Origin of the sequence: Saccharobesus litoralis (assembly GCF_003063625.1) — a bacterium.
Taxonomy (GTDB): Bacteria; Pseudomonadota; Gammaproteobacteria; order Enterobacterales; family Alteromonadaceae; genus Saccharobesus; species Saccharobesus litoralis.
Map to the genome: position 1 here is coordinate 443,974 of NZ_CP026604.1, position 19,295 is coordinate 463,268.

Below are 19,295 nucleotides of genomic sequence, written 5' to 3' on the forward strand. Positions count from 1 at the left end.
TCCAATTAAGGCGCTGCTACAATGCAGCGCAATTTAATTCAAACAACTGTTGTCACAATTAGAATTAATCAATTGCCACAACACCCTAAAACGGAAAACTTTACATGCGTACCAGCCAGTATGTTTTATCAACTTTAAAAGAAACCCCATCAGATGCCGAAGTCATTAGCCATCAGCTAATGCTACGAGCCGGTATGATCCGTAAATTAGCATCGGGTTTATACACTTGGTTACCCAGTGGTTTAAAAGTATTACGTAAAGTCGAGCGAATTGTTCGTGAAGAAATGGACAAAGCCGGCGCACTAGAAGTGTTAATGCCTGTTGTCCAACCTGCCGATTTATGGGAAGAGTCGGGTCGCTGGGAGCAATTTGGTCCCGAGCTATTGCGTATTAACGACAGACACGAACGCCCATTTGCTTTGGGTCCAACGCATGAAGAAGTGATTTCAGAATTAGTGCGCAAAGAAATTAATAGCTACAAACAGTTGCCGATTAATTTATATCAAATTCAAACTAAATTCCGTGACGAAGTCAGACCACGTTTTGGTGTGATGCGAGCTCGTGAATTTACTATGAAAGATGCCTACTCGTTCCATCTTTCACAGGACTGTTTGCAAAAAACCTACGATGCGATGTTCCAAGCTTACTGTAACGTATTTGACCGCTTAGGCTTAGAATATCGCGCGGTAATCGCCGATACTGGCTCTATTGGTGGCAGCGTTTCACACGAATTCCATGTACTCGCTGAGTCAGGCGAAGACGCCATTGTGTTCAGCGATGGTAGTGATTATGCAGCGAATATAGAAAAAGCCGAGTGCTTAATGCCAAGCATTGAACGCCCTGCTCCGTCTGCCGATGTTGCAAAAGTCGCGACGCCAAATGCCCATTCAATAGAAGAAGTCAGTGCATTCTTAAAAGTGGATGCGCAGCAAACCGTAAAAACATTATTGGTTCAGGGTGTTAACGAAGAAGGTGAAGCCAGTGGCGTTGTTGCACTTGTTTTACGCGGTGATCATGAATTAAATGAAGTTAAAGCTGAAAAAATTGCCGGTGTGTTTGCCCCGTTAACTTTTGCCACCGAAGAACAAATAAAACAAACCGCTAATTGCGAAGCGGGATCAATTGGTCCACAAGGTTTATCTTGCCCTGTTATCGTTGACCGTAGCGCAAGTGTATTAGCCGACTTTGTTTGTGGCGCTAATGAAACTGGCTTCCACCTAACGGGAGTCAACTGGTTACGAGATATTGAAACCTTCGAGGTTGCGGACATTCGCAATATCCAAGAAGGTGACTTAAGCCCATGCGGTCAAGGTAAAGTGTCGATAAAGCGCGGTATCGAAGTCGGACATATTTTCCAACTAGGTACAAAATACTCAGAAGCGATGAATGTTGGTGTGTTAACTGAGTCGGGTAAACACGAAGTATTAACCATGGGTTGTTACGGTATTGGTGTGTCACGCATTGTAGCTGCAGCAATTGAGCAGAATAACGATAAATGGGGTATCAAATGGCCACAAGCGATTGCACCTTTCCAAGTCGTTGTGTTGCCAATGAATATGCACAAATCACATCGCATACCCGATATTGCAGAAAAGATATATGCTGATCTACAAGCAAAAGGGATCGAAGTTATCTTTGATGACAGAAAAGAGCGCCCAGGTGTCATGTTTGCTGATTGGGAACTAGTAGGTGTAAGCCATACTATTGTCATTGGCGAACGTAACCTAGATGAAGGTATTGTCGAGTACAAATGCCGCACAACAGGTGAAAAGCAAAGCGTTAAAATTGACGAAATCGTCGACTTTGTGAGCGCTAAAATTGCCTAACAAATAACAGAAATAAGCTCGTACGAGGTTGTTTAAATACTTAAAAGGGTGCTAATTAGCACCTTTTTTATTTCAAAACGTCCTTTTGCAGCTTATTGTTATGTGTATATTTACGAATATTCCATGAGCTCAACAGGAGCGCCATTTACTTCGATAAAAGCAACACGCAAACCATCACTTGGAGAGTTAGGCTTAATAATAACCTTCTTCCCTTCAAGCTCTTCATCTAAATTATCTACCACGAATGCTACGTGGGGTACTGTTTTAACCAACTCTGGATAAGGGGCATCCTTCCAGTAACGCTGCCACTGAATCCCATAAGGATTATTTTCATGATCAGATACCGTCATTTTTAGATGAGGTAAGTCGATTTCACCTTCAAAACTCTCTGTTACGGGAATTCCCACATGATTAAACTTCATAATTTAAATATTCACCTAACTTTGAGATACACATAACGCCGCCATCACCCGCCGCAGGTAATTGGCGACTTTTTTGCGGAACGCAAAAAAGGTGCGAATTGCCGGAGGTCGGGTGCATGGCCTTGTTATGTTTTGCTTATTTGAACTAGCCTATCAAACATGTGTGTTTTAGGGCCATATTTTTGATGTAGCGAAATCTCAAAAGACTCTATTGAAACTAACGCTCCAACAATGATTTCATCTGACTTCCAATACCCGCACCGATCGTATTCTGCGAGCTCGCCATTGAAGTCAATCTCGACTATATCCCATATTTCATCACAGGAATCGGCGCGCTCTCCAATAAAAACGACCTTTCCCTGATGTACCTTTCGTTCAATCTCTCCAGAAAAATAATTATCCCACCACTTTTCGGAACCAACCTTTCCATACTTCTGAATATATTCAGGATAATCAGCAATCAGATCTTCATTGACGCCATTCGCCCAAGTAGTAGGCTGATTTTTTAAGTCAAATATCAATGACATTGCGCGATCTCAAAAAACAGTCATGATAGAACGACCCATTACTGAGTCGTCCCCAAATTTAATCAAAGAAAAAAATTTAATCAGACACCCATAAAAAAATTTAATCAGACACCCATTATTTAATAAACTCCCCTTATTGACAAACCCTAAAAATGAATTAAATTTAACTGTATATAACATCAGTTATTTGATTGATTTGGCAGGTAGAAAATGGCAACCGCACGACGCTCGCAAATTTGTTTAGAGGAAACCCAATATTATCACTGCATATCACGCTGTGTGCGCCGCGCGTTTTTATGCGGCAATGACAAATTCACCACTAAAAACTTTGACCATCGTAAAGGCTGGATAGTCAAGCGCATCAAACAACTAGCCAGTATCTTTGCCATTGATATTGCGGCTTATGCCGTTATGAGCAACCACTATCATCTCGTACTGCATGTTAACCGCGAAAAAGCTTTAGCATGGGAAGACCAAACCGTATTAAAACAATGGACATTACTGTGTAAACCTAAACCTGTTGTTGAGCGCTGGTTAACAGGCAAAATTTAATCAGACACCCATTATTTAATAAACTCCCCTTATTGACAAACCCTAAAAATAAATTAAATTTAACTGTATATAACATCAGTTATTTGATTGATTTGGCAGGTAGACAATGGCAACCGCACGACGCTCGCAAATTTGTAAAAATTTAATCAGACACCCATTATTTAATAAAGTCCCCTTATTGACAAACCCTAAAAATGAATTAGATTTAACTGTATATAACATCAGTTGTTTGATTAATTTGGCAGGTAGACAATGGCAACCGCACGACGCTCGCAAATTTGTTTAGAGGAAACCCAATATTATCACTGCATATCACGCTGTGTGCGCCGCGCGTTTTTGTGTGGCAACGACAAATTCACCACCAAAAACTTTGACCATCGCAAAGGTTGGATAGTCAAGCGCATCAAACAACTTGCCAGTATCTTTGCCATTGATATTGCGGCTTATGCCGTTATGAGCAACCACTATCATGTTGTACTGCATGTTAACCGCGATAAAGCCTTAACATGGGATGACCAAACCGTATTAAAACAATGGACATTACTATGTAAACCTAAACCCGTTGTTGAGCGCTGGCTATCAGGCAATATCATTAGCCAATCTGATAACCTCATTATTCAACAATGTGTTACCGAATACCGCCAACGATTAATGGATATCAGTTGGTTTATGCGCTTTTTAAATGAACATGTTGCAAGGTTAGCCAATGAAGAAGACAACTGTACAGGCCGATTTTGGGAAGGACGGTTTAAATCACAAGCCTTGTTAGATGAAACTGCATTACTGGCGTGTATGGCTTACGTGGATTTAAATCCCATTCGCGCTAATATCACTGATTCCTTAGAAACGTCTGATTACACCTCCATTCAAGAACGCATGGGTTTACAACCTGAACCACAAACCAACCCAATACCAGCAAGCGAAAATGACCTAAACGACAATCAGCAAAACGAAAAACTACAGCACGACAACACAAGTACTCCACTGCAAGACAGGCTGGCATCTATACCTTTAGCGCCACTGCAACGTTTTGCTGGTAATAGCCATATCGAAAACAACAAACAGGCCATTCAACATGAACTGATAAACTATTTGGCATTGGTTGATTGGACGAGTCGACAAATACACCCAAACAAACGCGGCAAGGTCGCAGCTGAGCATCCCAGTATATTAACCACACTCAATATCACAGAAGATAATTGGCTCGCCTTTTCCAACCAAATAGAACAAGACTTTAGCCAAGCCATTGGTACCGAATCACGCTTACACAGTTTTGGACGTTCATTACATAAGAAACGCCATCGAGGTTTGGGTAAAGCTAAACGCTATTACGCCATTCCCGCAGCATTGACATCAGCTTGAATACCGCCGAAAAAGCGTACTATTAATCTCACCATCCCGTGTTTATTCACGGTGCTTGCACTTGTACAAGTTTAAGCAATTTCCACTACTAACCCTAAACTTGGGTGATTTTTCAAACCATTATCAAACAAAAGTGAAGCAAACTGGCTGAATGGCGATGTGTTAACTATTCAACCAAGTCGTTGATCTATTTTTAAGATGGGTGTCTGATTTATTTTCCTCCATTATTAAACAACAATGAAGAAAATAGGTTAAATGGCAATTTGTGTTAGTTATTCAATACAAGTCGCTGGTTTATTTTAGGATGGGTGTCTAGTTAAATTATCTAGTTAAATTAATTATTTTCGTTTACAAAAATATCTTAAAAAAAGAGACTGATAACCTCAATTTTCGATTTACAAAGCGCCAGATTTCTGTGCCTGTAGTTATTAGCCAACAAGAAGCAATATCAATAATCAACTTGATGTCTGGAAAATATCAATTAATTTGCAGTTTATTATTTGGTGCTGGTCTCAGGATTAATGAAGCACTTAGATTAAGGATCAAAGATCTGGATTTTAATAACCAATCTATATTCGTTTTTCGGGGAAAAGGCAACAAAGATAGATGTACTTTACTACCGCTAACACTCGCGCCTAAGCTTAAAAATCAAATAAATTACGCAACTCGCTTACACCATAAAGATCTTTCCGATGGGTATGGTTTAACGTCGTTACCTATTAGCTTAATAAAAAAATATGGTAATGCAGCTAAAGATTTAAGCTGGCAGTATCTATTTGCCTCTTCAACCAGATGCATGCACCCGCAAGACGGTTATATTTGTCGTCATCATATTCATGAGTCTGCTTTTCGAAAGCAATTGCGCAAAGCCGTTCTTGCAAGCGGAATTAATAAACGAGTAACTGCCCATACTTTCAAGCATTCCTTTGCCACTGAGCTTTTACGCAACGGTGCTGATATTAGAACGGTTCAGGAGTTACTTGGCCATAACGATGTTCGAACCACAGAAATTTATACTCACGTAATTGGCAGTAAATTCGGCTATGCTAAAAGCCCATTGGATTTGGGCTAGATAGCAGATAATTAAACAGACACTAAGGGGGAATTCGCGATCAACAACAAACTAATGCAATTCTTGTAAGCTGTCTTTACCCGCTTGTGTTGGCTTAGGGGTTGGCAAGCTAAATGTGCTGAGTTCGGCAGGGCGACCCACGCCATACCCTTGTGCGTAATGGATCCCCATACTGGACACAGCCTCTAATATTTCTTCAGATTCGACAAATTCGGCAATGGTCTTCATGCCCATGACATTGCTGATTTCATGTATCGAACGGACAATTTCCTTATCACGTAAGTTAGAGGTCATTTCTTTAACAAATCCACCATCTATCTTCACATACTCAGCTGGCAGGTTTTGTAAGTAACTATATGAAGAAAAGCCTTTACCAAAATCGTCAAGAGCAAACACAAAACCGTGCTCTTTGAGTTGTTCGATTAACCCCGCTGCCGTACTTAAATTCGACACAGCGGCGGTTTCAGTTATTTCAAAACATATCGCTTGCGGTGGAAAACCAGCGCGATCATGTAAGCTAATAATGTAGCCAATTAAATCTTCATCCGTTAATGATTCGCCAGACAAATTAATTGAGAAGGTCACGCTATTCCACAGTTCTGGTCGAGCTGACAACCAACGGAAAACATTTTTTATCACCCAGCGGTCAATTTTCGGTGTTAAGCGAAAACGTTCCGCTGCCGGTAAAAATAAACCCGGCGACAATAAACCTTCTTTTTCGTCATTCATTCTTAATAATATTTCATAATGAATGCGTTCTTTGCTATTTACGTCGGTAGCACTAATGGGTTGAAAATATAACTGGAATCTATCATTAACTAAGGCGTCATTAATTCGAGTCGCCCAACGCGGAGCCTGATGATGTGAATTTAAACTTTCATTACTAATATCAAAAACGCGAATATTATTTTGTCCGGCATTTTTTGCCATATAACAGGCAACATCGGCTTCTCGACGAATTTCTGCTATTTCTTGGCTAGTCGAGACGATCTGCGTAACACCTAGGCTAGCGCCAATTGAGTAGATTTTCCCACCCCATATAAAGCGGTAATCTTTAATCTGGTCGACAATTTTTTCAAACAAAAGCATGGAACTTTCAACGGTCACGTTGTGGAGAATGATCCCAAACTCATCACCACCTATGCGCGCGCACACGTCTGTTTTTCGAATTTGGGTTTTTATTACAGAACCCACTTCATATAGCAACTGATCACCGGCCGCATGGCCTGCGCTATCGTTAATCAACTTAAAGCGATCCAGATCTATCTGACACAATACGTGCGTGCTACCGAGTTGCTTGGCTTCGGCAAAAGCGAGCTGTAGTGCTTCTTCATATTTATGACGATTGAGCAGTTTGGTGACGGCATCATAGCTTGCTTGAAAATCTAACTTACGTCGTAAACGTTCAGCCTGAGTCATGTCTCTGAGTACAAGCACTGAACCTATAATTTTTTCATTTTCGTCGCGTAGCAAGGTTATGTGCTTTTCAATAAATAAAGTATCAATGCCACGGTTTATTTTATGGGTAATTCGACTGAGACTGGTTGAGGTTCCTGCACTAAGCACTTCCTGCATAATAGTTTTTAAGTTGTTTGCATCTTCCATTTCTGTAAATGGCAAAACTTCAGCCACATGCAAACCGCGAACTTCATCCAAATTTTTATTCAACAAGTAACAAGCGGATGAATTCATAAAACTAATGTCGCCATCCAAATCAGTAGTGATCACCGCATCGCCAATAGATTTTAAAATTACCCGATTAAATTCTTTGGCTGAGAACAAATCTTTAAACATTTTATTTAATGATAATGCCAGATCCCCAATCTCATCTTTGCAATCAACATCTATTGCACTAACAAAACCCTGTTCGGGTTTGATACTCGTTACCTGATGACTCAGGCTGGCAATGGGTTTAAGAAAATTTTTCTCTAGCGCGTAAAGTAAACCTATCAAAACCGCAACTATGACAGCTAATAATAAAAACGCATAGTTATACAAGGCTGAATTGTCTTGTGCGTCTGGCGATAGTAAAGGAGGAAAGTCTAACTCAACGTATCCATTACCTAAATAGTCTTCAAATACTAAATACTTAGGTGCAGTAGCAATTAAAAAAGAAAATGAACGCCAGTTAGATAAGTTACCTTGCCCACTTACATCGATTGCGTCTGTGAAGCGTGCGGTAAAATGAACTTTTGTTTGTTGGTACCAAGCGTCGTCAATAAACGTCGCATATAAATAAAACTGATTATTACCCAGTGGTTGAATAGTTGTTAACGCCGGCGTATTGGCAATTTGCGAAACACCAAACGATACATTAATCGATTTACTGTTGATCCAGTTTTGTAATTTGTCTTTGCTGACTGTGATTTGGCTATCACTGGAGGCAAGAATGGCGCCTTGATTATCGAAAACAATCCCGATATCAGACAGCTTGCTAGATAACATGACTGGCGATTGATAGCGATTATATAACTCAGCGTTTGCTTTCGCTGCATTAATAAAATATTCGACCAAAAGCTCAGAAGCGGTCTGATTAGACGCTACTGCTCGACTTTGTTGTTCGGTCTGCCATTGTCCCAATGTATGTTTAGTTGCCAATACGAAGGCAACGACGACAACAATCATCGCAACAGCGGCAAAGATTAAAAACCTTTGCGTTAATTTCATTGTATTAGCTAACCCACTACCCTAAATAACTCTCGTTAGTGTTTCTATTTATTATTAATGTAAGAGTATATTGGTTAGTCATTAACCGTTAAAACCGACCCATAGTCAAGTAAATTTTATACCTCTTGACTGGCTAAACGCACCAATTAGCAACCTTTAAACGCACTCAAACAATGCAAATATTTAACATGCGTGAAACAATTGCATTATCGTTGTGATAAAATACCTTGCGCACCTGAAGTTATTGAATTTTCCATCCCAAGATGGTGCACTCGTATCCATAAATACAAATGACATAAACAAAGAGGTTAAGTCATGAAGTTAGTTACTGCGATAATAAAACCGCACAAACTGGACGACGTTAGGGAGGCGTTGTCTGCAATTGAAGTAAAAGGAATAACAGCAACAGAAGTAAAAGGCTTTGGTCGTCAACGCGGACACGTAGAGCTATACCGTGGTGCTGAATACAGTATAGATTTTGTGCCCAAAACAAAATTAGAAATTGCTGTTACAAACGAGCGAGTCGATGAGGTCATTGATGTAGTCATGAAAGCGGCCAATACCAGCACCATAGGTGATGGTAAAGTTTTCGTCACCAATTTAGAGCAAGCTTTCCGCATTCGTACCGGTGAAGCTGGCGAAGAAGCACTATAAGGACGCATGATAAAATATGAAAAAACTTCTTTTATCTTTGACCTTACTTCTACCTAGCATGGCTTTTGCTGACTCATTGGACACTGGCGATACCGCTTGGATCTTAACTGCTAGTGCGCTGGTGTTGTTTATGACATTACCAGGGCTAGCTTTGTTTTATGGCGGCTTAGTTCGCAGTAAAAACGTTTTATCTGTATTAATGCAATGTTTTGCGATCGCCTGTATGGCTTCGTTGCTTTGGCTTATTTTTGGCTATAGTTTGTCGTTTGGTGAGGGCAATGCTTTCATTGGTGACTTGTCAAAAGTTTTCCTACAAGGAGTCGAAAAGGACACATTAGCGGGCACCATACCTGAACCCCTATTTTTCGCCTTTCAAATGACATTCGCCATTATTACCCCTGCGTTAATGGTCGGCGGATTTGCAGAACGAATGAAATTCTCTTCTGTATTATTATTCTCTGCTGCATGGTTAATTTTAGTTTACTTCCCTGTCTGCCACTGGGTTTGGGGTGGCGGCTGGTTAGGCAGCATGGGACTATTAGATTTTGCTGGTGGTACCGTGGTACATATTACTGCTGGGGTTGGTGCTTTGGTGGCCGCGATTGTAATTAAAAACCGTCATGGCTATCCAAGTGCGAGCATGATGCCCCATAATCTAACCATGACATTAACTGGCGCTGGTATGCTTTGGGTTGGCTGGTTTGGTTTTAATGGTGGTTCGGCACTTGCTGCTAATGGCGACGCAGCCATGGCAATAACCGTGACTCATATATCAGCCGCAGCCGGCTCTTTAGCTTGGATGGTGATGGAGTGGGTTAAACATGGCAAACCCTCGGTACTAGGTATAGTAACCGGTATGGTAGCGGGTTTAGGAACAATCACCCCAGCTTCTGGGTTTGTCGGCCCTGCTGGCGCTTTAGTTATTGGCATTAGTGCAGGCATTGTATGCTTTTACGCCACCATTTGGATTAAGCAAAAAATCCAAATTGACGATTCGTTAGATGTGTTTCCGGTGCATGGTGTCGGTGGTATTTTAGGTACCCTACTGGCTGGTATATTTTGCTCGCCTAATTTAGGTATATTTAGTGGCTATGGTTTTGCTGATGGTATTGACTCAATTGGATCACAGCTTGGTGTACAAGCCATTGGTGTAGTCGCTACTGGCCTATATACCGCTGTCGTTAGCTATATTCTGTTGTTAGTTGTCGGTAAATTAACCAAAGGTATTCGTGTTGAACATGAAGATGAAATCCAAGGTTTGGATATAGTCAGTCATGATGAACGAGGTTATAACTTATAGATAGACAGCTTTGATGTTTAAGGTTGGTGAGTCAAACCAACCTTAAACTTTTGCTACATTGACAATTTGACTAACTTGTATTGCAGCCGTGGTCTGGTTTTGCTCTGAAAATAGCACGTTAAATTTCACGTCATAATCGAGCAGCAACACGGAATAGGTTTTATCGTCGACTTTATGCTTTTTATAAGCAGGGCGAGGGTCTTGGCTCAAGACTTGTTTAATCAATTCAAATTCATAATCAAAATCACGACTAAAACGCCGTAAAAAGTCCAACGCCAATGGCGTAAAGGTTACATTGTTTATCTGTTCTGGTTTGCCATTCACAAAGCCTGCTGCTGTATTCTGTATGCTGTCCACATACTCAACATAGGGTTTGATATCCAGAATTGGCGTACCATCCACTAAATCTAATCCTTGAATATGTAAACTAATTTGCTCTTTGCCAATATCGACACTTTTAAGCTCTACTACGGATAAACCAATGGGATTTGGCCTAAAAGGTGATCGGCTAGCAAACACGCCGATTTTGTCATTTCCACCTAATCGTGGCGGACGCACACTAGCTTGCCATTTGTTATCAGGTACTTGGTCAAATACAAATTGCAACCAAATATGGCTAAACCCTGACAATCCTTTAACCGCATTAGGATCACTATACTCAGAATATAATTGAATAATACCCTTAGCTTGCTTGACTAAATTAGGTTGGCGAGGAACAGCAAATTTTTCCTTATATGGCGAGCACACTACGCCAATCGGTCTAAAATGGAATTCGTTTTTCATTACAAAATTAAATGGTAAAATAGCTAGCAATAAAACACAGCAACAAGGTTATCTCGTGCAATCTCAAGTTCAACTTGCCATCGTTCAACAGCATAAAACAGGAAAAATGGTTTCTGTCGCCACGATTAAAAACAAAGTAGCGAGTCAAATCCCCTTACCTTTTATTACTAAAGAAGTTAGTTTATACAAAACTAACCCTAGCGCTTATGTAGAGCAACATAACCACCTTGTGGGACAAGCTGCCCCCTCACAGCCTATTGAAAATAAAACTAATGAAACAAATAACCAAGAGCAAAAAATATCAGCGCTAGAGCAACGCGTTGCCCAACTAGAACAAACGGTAGCCAGTTTAGTCGAAAAGCTAGCGGCCACAGACAAATAACCTAAGGTTAATCTTGCTCCATAACAGGGGTTAGTTGAGCTAAAAATGTACCGAGATCAGGCGCTAGTACTCGGCTCGGTTCCTTACCTACCGGTTCTAATACCACTTCACCCGTTTCGTTCAATATCGAAATAATCAACATATCATCATCGGTGACCGCAATAAAACTGCTTGGCCGTTGTTTTAATTTTCGTTTCATTAAATGATGAGCTATCAGGTTTTCTTGTAATCGCTCAAAGTCTTCTTCATTCCATGGCTGAATAATTTCAAGCCAATTGCCATCAAATTGCGCCGACAAATTTCCACTAAATTGACGGCAAAACAACTCGACAACTGAAGGGTGTAAGTCAAATTCCAATGCTTGATTGATATTATTTAAATCAATCGTGCTTGAGCGAGCTACCGGTTGCCAGCTAATTAACTCGCCATCTTTCGCTTGCCCGACTTCACATGGGCTCGGATAATCACAGTCATGTTCTATCTGGGGTAAGCAGCCTTGCGACGCACGCCAATTATCTGTCCATATTTGACTAAACTGTTCAATATTAATTTTCTTCATGTTATTTGCACTAGATTCAGACATATCAATTTATTTTTACTAGAATAGACGGCTTTGTTAGCCGCGTATTAAGCACCATGCCAAAGAACAACACAAGTCATTTACTCGATCAGCTTACTTTAGGTAAAAACACCGAATATAAATCAAGCTATGATCCTAGCCTACTCGACACGGTTCCGCGTAGTCTAACTCGACAAACCTTGGGGATCGACGAACAACACCTGCCTTTTGTCGGTGTCGATATTTGGACCGGGTATGAAGTCTCTTGGTTAAATAATAAAGGTAAGCCTCAAGTTGCCATTGCCGAGTTCAATTTTCAATTTGACTCAGATGTTTTAGTTGAATCCAAGTCATTCAAACTATATTTAAATAGTTTTAATCAATCTCGCTTTGAAAATTGGCAACAAGTACAAAGTGTAATGACACAAGACCTAACACAGGCCTCTGGCAAACCCGTGCAAGTTAGCTTATTTAGCCTTGATGATTATACCAATAAAGGTTTATGCCGCCCCGCGCAAAATCACAGTGTTAATCTTGATCAGTTAGATATCGACATTGATATTTATGACTATGAACCCAACTTATTAAAACCGCTGGATAAACCGTTAAACGTTAGCGAAACACTCGTTAGTCATCTACTCAAATCTAACTGTTTAGTTACCGGACAACCCGATTGGGCAAGTGTCGTCATCGAATATTCAGGCCAAGCACTCGATCACGAGAGTGTATTAAAATATTTGATTAGCTTTCGAGGCCACAATGAGTTTCATGAACACTGTGTTGAACGAATTTATGTCGATATTAATAATTTAATTAAACCCGAGCGTTTAATGGTTTATGCTAGATATACCCGTCGAGGGGGTCTTGATATTAACCCTTTACGAAGTTCGACTAAAATTAACGCCCCTTTTGAGCGCTTAGTTAGGCAGTAAAAATAATAAAATATCAAAATTAGGATTTATCACCTAAAATAACATACGCAAATCTGTAATATCCGTAGCCATTGCAGGGTATTGTGTGTTAGTGTGCAGCTGAATTAATTTCAATTAAATTAGATACAGCGTCAAGGAATCTAGTTTACGTGTCCGAACAAATCGAGTTACTTAAAAAGAAAGTTCTTAAGAGCCAAAAAGCGAACAAACTTCTCGAACGCAGTTACAAGGCGCAATTTGAAACGCTGACCCAACTAATCAGCCGCCTGTCACAAGTATGCAAGGGAATTGACATAGAGTTAGATAATAAACTAGCTCAGTTACGTGCGCTTATTGCCCAAGGAAAAGATTTTGAAAATGTCGAATCTTTTATCCAAGAGCTACTTGGTATATTAAGCCAACATAGCAAAAAAGTTAGTCAAGATATGACGTCAACTAAATCATCGATTGTTGACGCCACTAAAAATTTGCAAAAAGTAAAAGGTCTACCCAAAGATCTCAAACGCGAATTAGAAGAACTAATTGAAGAAACCACTAGCGATACCGATTCTATACTGCACTTTATCCCGCAGATCGATCGTCTTGTTAGGTTGTACAATAAATCGTTAGAATTAGCTAAACTCGATGCGATCCCAACCGGTGGTTTGCTTAATGCATTTGCCAATGGCAACGGGGTAAAAGAAGTTGAGACAATCGATGTTGTAGAATTGCAAAAAACCATCAGTAATGAATTACTGAATATATTGAGTAATTTGGCGTTTTCAGGTGACTCATCCAACCGCATAGAAAAAATACGCGACGATTTAACTAAGCCGATTACTCCCAAAACCTTAGTTGATTGTTGTGTCGAAGTGATCCGCATTATTGTGGGTAACATCACCGAAGAAAGGCAATCTGCGCAAAACTTTTTACTGACATTAAACGAAGCGCTGACCTCGGTACACGATGCAGTATCTAATTCCCTCAGTGGCGCAAAGAAAACCACTAGTAATAAAAAGCAGCTGAATGACAAGTTAAAACATAACTTAGAGTTAATTAGCCAAGACGTATCTGCTGCTACCAACTTAGATTCACTCAAAGTTAAAGTCACAGAGCGCATTGGCGATATAGCCGAAGCGCTTGCTCAGAAAGAGAGCATTGAACAAGAAGAGCAAACGCTATTATTGACTAACTTAAGTCAGATGCAATCCAAGCTATCTGAATTAGAAAGTGAAGCTGAAACCTATAAAACAAAATTATCGGAACAAAGATTCAAGTCGTTACAAGATGCCTTAACCAAGTTGCCTAATCGAGCTGCATTTGATGAAAGGTTAGATATCGAATTCACCCGTTGGCAACGATACAACCATAATTTATGTTTAGCCGTTATTGATATTGATCACTTTAAATCGATCAATGATAACTTCGGCCACTCTGCTGGCGATAGAACCTTACAAGTTATTGCGATGGCGTTGCGTAAATTTTTACGCCAAACAGACTTTATTGCCCGCTTTGGTGGAGAAGAATTTGTCGTATTGTTCCCTGAATCGAAACTCAATGACATTATCCCTAAATTGGAATCTATCAGAGAACAGATAAAACGTATTCCATTTAAGTTTAAGGATAAAAACTTAAATGCCACCATTTCAATAGGTGCAACCCAGTTTAAAAAAGGTGACACGCCATTGGGTGCTTTCGACAGAGCTGACGAAGCTTTGTACAAAGCTAAACGAACCGGTCGCGATAAAGTCGTCACCACTGGGTAAAATGACTCATTAGTGATATAAAAAGGTTGTCTTATACAACCTTTTTTTCGTTATGCTTTGTTAAATTTGGCTCAATTTTCAATACCTCTATCAATAACTCTATCAATACTTTCGATTGTTAAATTTACATTAATTCAACAACTTATTGCCTTCTCGCTACACTTTGTTTAAAAACTTCGGCTATAGTTATAACTAAGGCTAATAATGCCTACTGTCTTATTTCAAAGAGGAAATCTATGACATCATTTCAAGTTAATCCCGTCGGTTCCATGGATCTTCTATCACAATTAGAAGTTGATAAGTTAACCAAGTCTTCAGACCATTCACTTTATTCTCTTTTCCGTAATTGCGCATTAGCCGTACTCAATGTAGGCAGTAACACAGATGATAGTGAAAAAATTTACAGTGCTTATAGTGACTTTGATATTAAAGTTATTCGCCGTGAACGCGGTGTTAAATTAGAACTCATTAACCCACCTGAACATGCATTTGTTGACGGTGAATTGATAGCAGGGATCCGCGAATTATTATTTGCGGTACTGCGTGATATTCTCTATACCGATGTCAAACGCAGTATCAGCCAACAATCAACTGACGATACCACTCACCTAACCCATTTTGTGTTTGATGTTTTGCGCAATGCAGGCTCTTTACGAACAGCGGTAGACCCGAACATGGTTGTTTGTTGGGGTGGCCACTCGATTCGAGAATTCGAATATCAATACACGAAAGAAGTCGGCTATCAAATGGGGCTACGCAGCTTAAATATATGTACAGGTTGTGGCCCAGGAGCCATGAAAGGCCCGATGAAAGGCGCCACTATTGGACACTTAAAACAACGTGTAAGCAATGGTCGTTACTTAGGTTTAACCGAGCCCTCAATAATTGCTGCTGAACCACCTAACCCAATTGTTAATGAGTTAGTGATACTGCCAGATATTGAAAAACGCTTAGAAGCTTTTGTGCGTGTTGCGCATGGCATTGTCATTTTTCCAGGGGGCGTCGGCACTGCGGAAGAATTACTGTATATTTTAGGAATTTTACTCAATCCAGCCAATGCCCATCAGTCGTTACCTGTTATCTTAACTGGACCAAAAGAAAGTGAAGCTTACTTTAATAGCATTGATAGTTTTATTAAACAAACATTAGGTGAAGAAGCGCAACGTCGCTATACCATAGTGGTAGACGATCCAGAGAAAGTAGCGCATATTATGCGCACGGAAATGCATGCAGTGAGACAATACCGTAAATCAATTGGCGATGCGTATCATTTCAATTGGGCGTTGAAAATTGATCCGGCATTTCAAAAACCATTTTATCCAACCCATGAAAATGTCGAGCAGTTAAATTTAAATTATGATCAAGACAAAGCCTCATTAGCGGCAAACTTACGGCGTGCATTTTCTGCAATTGTTGCAGGTAACGTCAAAGAGGAAGGCGTTAATCAAATCAAAAAACACGGACCTTTTAAAATACACGGTGACAAACAAATTATGGCATTAATGGATACCCTATTAAAAGATTTTGTAGAACAAGGTAGAATGAAACTTCCAGGCACTGTCTACAAACCTTGCTATCAGGTTATTTGCGAATAATAGGAATATAAATGCCCACTATCTTAATTACTGGGGCCAATCGTGGGATTGGCCTTGAATTTGTTCGTCACTATCTAGCCCAACCCAATAACCGAGTTATCGCAACTTGTCGCCAGCCTGATGCAGCAAGCGAATTAAACAAATTAGCGCATACAAATAAACATCTTAACGTTGTTCCCCTAGACATCAGCAACCCTAAAAGTATTCAACAATTACAAAAGGAGCTTGCCAATCAACCCATTGATTTACTCATTAACAATGCGGGTATGTATGGTCCAAAGGGGTTGCCACGAGAAAGCGTATCGACTCAAGATTGGCTTAACGTATTTCAAGTCAATAGTATTGCACCATTCATGGTTACTAACGCGTTACTTGATAACTTAAAACAGGTTAAAAATGCAAAAATTGCCTACTTGACCAGTAAAATGGGCAGTATGACAGATAACAATTCTGGTGGTAGCTACATTTATCGTTCTTCAAAAGCCGCCTTAAATGCCGTGATTAAAAGCCTATCTATAGATTTAAGACCTGACAATATTCAAGTTGTGGCTCTTCACCCTGGGTGGGTAAAAACAGAAATGGGTGGGCCAAATGCACTAATTACTACGCAAGAGTCAGTAGCCGGATTAACCCAAGTTATCGAAAATCTGACAAGTGAACAGTCAGGTCAGTTTATTAACTTTGATGGAACCTCAATCCCTTGGTAAAAATAGTACATGGATGTTTCATCAAATTAATTTAATGAAGTATAAAGTTGCTGTATCTGTTGGGTTAGCCTTAGGGCTATACTTGGTTTTTGGGTTTTGCGTATTAACTTTGGTTAACGATGACCAAAGCCAAATGCAATTTGAAGACCGTCAAGCCTATAACAAAAAGGTTATTTCACGCTTAAACACGTTACAGCCAAAAGACGAGATCATTAAATTAATGGGGCCGCCTGATATTACCGAAGCCAAAAAAACAGCTAGTGGCATAATACAAATATTATTTTATCGTACACAGCACATAAAACAGGATGGCTTTACTACCCAAGATGAATGTACAGGCTTGCTGTTTATTAATAACAAGTTAATAATTTGGGGAGATGAAGCGTACAACCAATACCTAAACAGTACATAGCTAATACATTAGATGCAATTAACTCAAGATAGCTTTACCAAACTCGTTAAACAACACCTTTTACTTGCTAAGCAATACCCCAACTTAACTGCGCAAGAGGTAAAAGCCGCTTTAACGGTTCAAGCTGAACAATGGCTTGAGTTGGTTTTGAACAATCCGTATGCGTTAAAACCTTTGCTATTAGCCCCAGCGCTTAGCACACCTAATATCAGTTATCGTGTGATTAAATCATGTACTACGCTGTCTATCATCAACCAATATCAACCAATTGCTAAAACCGAGTTAAAAGACCTTATTTTCTGTCTTTTAGTGCGTGAAATTGGTGCTGCGAGTCTTATTAATTCTGGCCAACTAACGCGCCAACATCTTGCTCAAGTCGCCATTAACCAACGTAAATTAGTTGGCCAATACGCACGAACGAGTATTGTTACGCCGTCGCAACAACAAATATTATCTAGCCTGTATCGATTAAATAAACGAGCCGAGTTCAATGACAATAGACTCAACCCGTTAGAAAACCTTTACTATTATTTAATTAAAGTGACTGATGTGCTGGCTCCTATATGCAAAGAAATTAAACCTGCACAATCGATTAACCAATTATTTCAGCGTTTGAGCCAGTCTGAAATCACCAGCCATAGCCATTTTAACAATCATTTGTATGACTCATTAAATAATCACTTTGCTACAGTTTACAAACTACCACCTGAGACGATTGCCAAAGGCCGCTTAACCTGTATTGAAGCCGAACGTAAAACCGCAATTGAAGATGGCTTATTTACATTGATTCTAGTTAATCAAAAACAAGCCTGGTTAGTAGCAGGAAAAAGTGCTGTAGCAAACCCAATAACCTTACTCAATATTGATAAGCGTTACTTAACAAACAAACAAAGCTCACCAACAAAAAATACCCTGTTTGGCACTGCGCCAGTATTACTTAAGTTAACTGACGCGATACGTGATTATTGTGAGCCTAACAAAACGGACTTTAAAGGCAAAAAAGCTATCGCCGATCTCTGTAGCCAAGACTTATCATTATTAAGCAATAAGAAGTGGATTGAGCGTTTAGCTTGTGTGACGGACTTACCGGCAAAACTGTGTCAATATGCCAACGAGTTTATAGTCGATAGTGAGCTGAAAATTAGTGACAGCAAACATGCGCTAGCTTATTTAGGTATAGAAACAGCGCAACATTGGTTAGATAGAAATTATATACATAGTATTTATCAACTGCCCTACTGCAGACATGCCGATTGGTTTAAAACTATTAACCAAAGCGCCTATAGTGTCGTCAACTTATTACCAAGCAAAGAAACCTCTAACCATGAACAAATTAAACTGTTAATTGACATAAGCTTTCTTGCTATTTGGCACTCTTCACCAAAGTTAGGTAACAAATCATTTAAAGGCTTAAACATCAATACATGCGTTATTTCAACAGTGTTCGAAATTGATCGTAATCAATTTATCGGTAATCTCACTCAGTATGCAACTGATAACCCCAACGTCACAACCTTAAGCAAAATATTAAAAGCACAATCGATAACGGCTTTGCGCTCGCCGCTGCATCAGCAATTGTACGCTTTAAATCAAGTCGCTATTTTAATGATTGTATTGGCTAATTTTAATTTACAAGCAAGTGACTTTGAGCAAATCATTGAATTAATACAAACGCTCGCCCACAGAGTTAACTTTCCTATTATCAATAAACAAGATATTGTTCTATCTATACTAGAAAAAAGTTATTCAAATATACCAATTCATTATTCGAGCTAAGTCCACTATTTTTGCTAAACTA

At 39.7% G+C, this 19,295-nt stretch carries 18 protein-coding genes; 13 read left to right on the plus strand and 5 right to left on the minus strand.

Going from position 1 to position 19,295, the window contains the following annotated elements; genetic code table 11:
* Positions 1-104: 104 nt before the first annotated feature.
* Positions 105-1,826 (plus strand): proline--tRNA ligase, encoded by a 1,722-nt coding sequence (locus tag C2869_RS01660; protein ID WP_108601305.1) that lies wholly within the window; start codon positions 105-107, stop codon positions 1,824-1,826.
* A gap of 110 nt (positions 1,827-1,936) precedes the next feature.
* Here the strand turns inward: C2869_RS01660 and C2869_RS01665 are convergent, their stop codons facing one another.
* Positions 1,937-2,248, minus strand: a complete 312-nt coding sequence (locus C2869_RS01665; protein WP_108601306.1) for a VOC family protein — start codon at positions 2,246-2,248, stop codon at positions 1,937-1,939.
* A 125-nt stretch (positions 2,249-2,373) separates the two neighbouring features.
* The gene (locus tag C2869_RS01670; RefSeq protein ID WP_159083984.1) at positions 2,374-2,775 is read right to left on the minus strand and encodes a hypothetical protein; all 402 of its coding nucleotides are present in this window, start codon (positions 2,773-2,775) and stop codon (positions 2,374-2,376) included.
* A 210-nt stretch (positions 2,776-2,985) separates the two neighbouring features.
* Here C2869_RS01670 and C2869_RS01675 point away from each other — a divergent pair, with 210 nt between their 5' ends.
* The 3 genes from C2869_RS01675 to C2869_RS01690 all read left to right on the plus strand — a co-directional run bounded on the left by C2869_RS01675 (position 2,986) and on the right by C2869_RS01690 (position 5,761).
* Positions 2,986-3,327, plus strand: a complete 342-nt coding sequence (locus C2869_RS01675) for a transposase (RefSeq protein WP_108601308.1) — start codon at positions 2,986-2,988, stop codon at positions 3,325-3,327.
* A gap of 252 nt (positions 3,328-3,579) precedes the next feature.
* Positions 3,580-4,689, plus strand: coding sequence for a transposase (locus C2869_RS01685; RefSeq protein ID WP_159083985.1), 1,110 nt, complete (start codon positions 3,580-3,582; stop codon positions 4,687-4,689).
* A 340-nt stretch (positions 4,690-5,029) separates the two neighbouring features.
* Entirely contained in the window at positions 5,030-5,761 is a 732-nt protein-coding gene (locus C2869_RS01690) for an integron integrase (RefSeq protein ID WP_228710810.1), read from the plus strand.
* A gap of 51 nt (positions 5,762-5,812) precedes the next feature.
* Here the strand turns inward: C2869_RS01690 and C2869_RS01695 are convergent, their stop codons facing one another.
* Positions 5,813-8,428, minus strand: a complete 2,616-nt coding sequence (locus C2869_RS01695; RefSeq protein WP_108601312.1) for an EAL domain-containing protein — start codon at positions 8,426-8,428, stop codon at positions 5,813-5,815.
* A gap of 315 nt (positions 8,429-8,743) precedes the next feature.
* Between C2869_RS01695 and C2869_RS01700 the strand changes: the two genes are divergently transcribed.
* The gene (locus C2869_RS01700; RefSeq protein ID WP_108601313.1) at positions 8,744-9,082 is read left to right on the plus strand and encodes a P-II family nitrogen regulator; all 339 of its coding nucleotides are present in this window, start codon (positions 8,744-8,746) and stop codon (positions 9,080-9,082) included.
* 16 nt (positions 9,083-9,098) lie between these two features.
* Positions 9,099-10,382 carry an ammonium transporter gene (locus tag C2869_RS01705; protein ID WP_108601314.1) on the plus strand — a complete coding sequence of 428 codons (1,284 nt, stop codon included), beginning with the start codon at positions 9,099-9,101 and terminating at the stop codon, positions 10,380-10,382.
* 42 nt (positions 10,383-10,424) lie between these two features.
* Here the strand turns inward: C2869_RS01705 and tsaA are convergent, their stop codons facing one another.
* Entirely contained in the window at positions 10,425-11,165 is a 741-nt protein-coding gene (tsaA, locus tag C2869_RS01710) for a tRNA (N6-threonylcarbamoyladenosine(37)-N6)-methyltransferase TrmO (protein ID WP_108601315.1), read from the minus strand.
* Between the two features lie 55 nt (positions 11,166-11,220).
* Here tsaA and C2869_RS01715 point away from each other — a divergent pair, with 55 nt between their 5' ends.
* Complete coding sequence (locus C2869_RS01715) at positions 11,221-11,547, plus strand: hypothetical protein (protein ID WP_108601316.1); 327 nt, start codon at positions 11,221-11,223, stop codon at positions 11,545-11,547.
* Between the two features lie 7 nt (positions 11,548-11,554).
* Here C2869_RS01715 and syd read toward each other — a convergent pair whose 3' ends face one another.
* Entirely contained in the window at positions 11,555-12,130 is a 576-nt protein-coding gene (gene syd / locus C2869_RS01720) for a SecY-interacting protein (RefSeq protein ID WP_108601317.1), read from the minus strand.
* A gap of 53 nt (positions 12,131-12,183) precedes the next feature.
* Here syd and queF point away from each other — a divergent pair, with 53 nt between their 5' ends.
* From queF to C2869_RS01750, 6 genes are all read left to right on the plus strand, one after another.
* Entirely contained in the window at positions 12,184-13,038 is an 855-nt protein-coding gene (queF, locus tag C2869_RS01725) for an NADPH-dependent 7-cyano-7-deazaguanine reductase QueF (protein ID WP_108601318.1), read from the plus strand.
* Positions 13,039-13,187: 149 nt separating this feature from the next.
* Positions 13,188-14,783: a GGDEF domain-containing protein gene (locus C2869_RS01730; protein ID WP_108601319.1), complete on the plus strand. Its 1,596-nt coding sequence runs from the start codon at positions 13,188-13,190 to the stop codon at positions 14,781-14,783.
* Between the two features lie 236 nt (positions 14,784-15,019).
* A complete protein-coding gene (gene ppnN / locus C2869_RS01735) occupies positions 15,020-16,378 on the plus strand; it encodes a nucleotide 5'-monophosphate nucleosidase PpnN (RefSeq protein ID WP_108601320.1) in 1,359 nt (452 codons plus the stop codon).
* 11 nt (positions 16,379-16,389) lie between these two features.
* Entirely contained in the window at positions 16,390-17,085 is a 696-nt protein-coding gene (locus C2869_RS01740; RefSeq protein ID WP_108601321.1) for an SDR family oxidoreductase, read from the plus strand.
* A 34-nt stretch (positions 17,086-17,119) separates the two neighbouring features.
* On the plus strand, positions 17,120-17,497 hold the full coding sequence (locus C2869_RS01745) for a DUF3192 domain-containing protein (RefSeq protein ID WP_108604917.1): 378 nt from the start codon (positions 17,120-17,122) through the stop codon (positions 17,495-17,497).
* A 12-nt stretch (positions 17,498-17,509) separates the two neighbouring features.
* Positions 17,510-19,273 carry a hypothetical protein gene (locus C2869_RS01750; protein WP_108601322.1) on the plus strand — a complete coding sequence of 588 codons (1,764 nt, stop codon included), beginning with the start codon at positions 17,510-17,512 and terminating at the stop codon, positions 19,271-19,273.
* Positions 19,274-19,295 lie beyond the last annotated feature (22 nt).

What these genes read in the sequence shown, in the direction of transcription:
- C2869_RS01660 (WP_108601305.1), top strand. Translation starts at nt 105, where the DNA reads ATGCGTACCAGCCAGTATGTTTTATCAACTTTAAAAGAAACCCCATCA.
- C2869_RS01665 (WP_108601306.1), bottom strand. Translation starts at nt 2,248, where the DNA reads ATGAAGTTTAATCATGTGGGAATTCCCGTAACAGAGAGTTTTGAAGGT.
- C2869_RS01670 (WP_159083984.1), bottom strand. Translation starts at nt 2,775, where the DNA reads ATGTCATTGATATTTGACTTAAAAAATCAGCCTACTACTTGGGCGAAT.
- C2869_RS01675 (WP_108601308.1), top strand. Translation starts at nt 2,986, where the DNA reads ATGGCAACCGCACGACGCTCGCAAATTTGTTTAGAGGAAACCCAATAT.
- C2869_RS01685 (WP_159083985.1), top strand. Translation starts at nt 3,580, where the DNA reads ATGGCAACCGCACGACGCTCGCAAATTTGTTTAGAGGAAACCCAATAT.
- C2869_RS01695 (WP_108601312.1), bottom strand. Translation starts at nt 8,428, where the DNA reads ATGAAATTAACGCAAAGGTTTTTAATCTTTGCCGCTGTTGCGATGATT.
- C2869_RS01700 (WP_108601313.1), top strand. Translation starts at nt 8,744, where the DNA reads ATGAAGTTAGTTACTGCGATAATAAAACCGCACAAACTGGACGACGTT.
- C2869_RS01705 (WP_108601314.1), top strand. Translation starts at nt 9,099, where the DNA reads ATGAAAAAACTTCTTTTATCTTTGACCTTACTTCTACCTAGCATGGCT.
- tsaA (WP_108601315.1), bottom strand. Translation starts at nt 11,165, where the DNA reads ATGAAAAACGAATTCCATTTTAGACCGATTGGCGTAGTGTGCTCGCCA.
- syd (WP_108601317.1), bottom strand. Translation starts at nt 12,130, where the DNA reads ATGTCTGAATCTAGTGCAAATAACATGAAGAAAATTAATATTGAACAG.
- queF (WP_108601318.1), top strand. Translation starts at nt 12,184, where the DNA reads ATGCCAAAGAACAACACAAGTCATTTACTCGATCAGCTTACTTTAGGT.
- ppnN (WP_108601320.1), top strand. Translation starts at nt 15,020, where the DNA reads ATGACATCATTTCAAGTTAATCCCGTCGGTTCCATGGATCTTCTATCA.
- C2869_RS01740 (WP_108601321.1), top strand. Translation starts at nt 16,390, where the DNA reads ATGCCCACTATCTTAATTACTGGGGCCAATCGTGGGATTGGCCTTGAA.
- C2869_RS01745 (WP_108604917.1), top strand. Translation starts at nt 17,120, where the DNA reads ATGAAGTATAAAGTTGCTGTATCTGTTGGGTTAGCCTTAGGGCTATAC.
- C2869_RS01750 (WP_108601322.1), top strand. Translation starts at nt 17,510, where the DNA reads ATGCAATTAACTCAAGATAGCTTTACCAAACTCGTTAAACAACACCTT.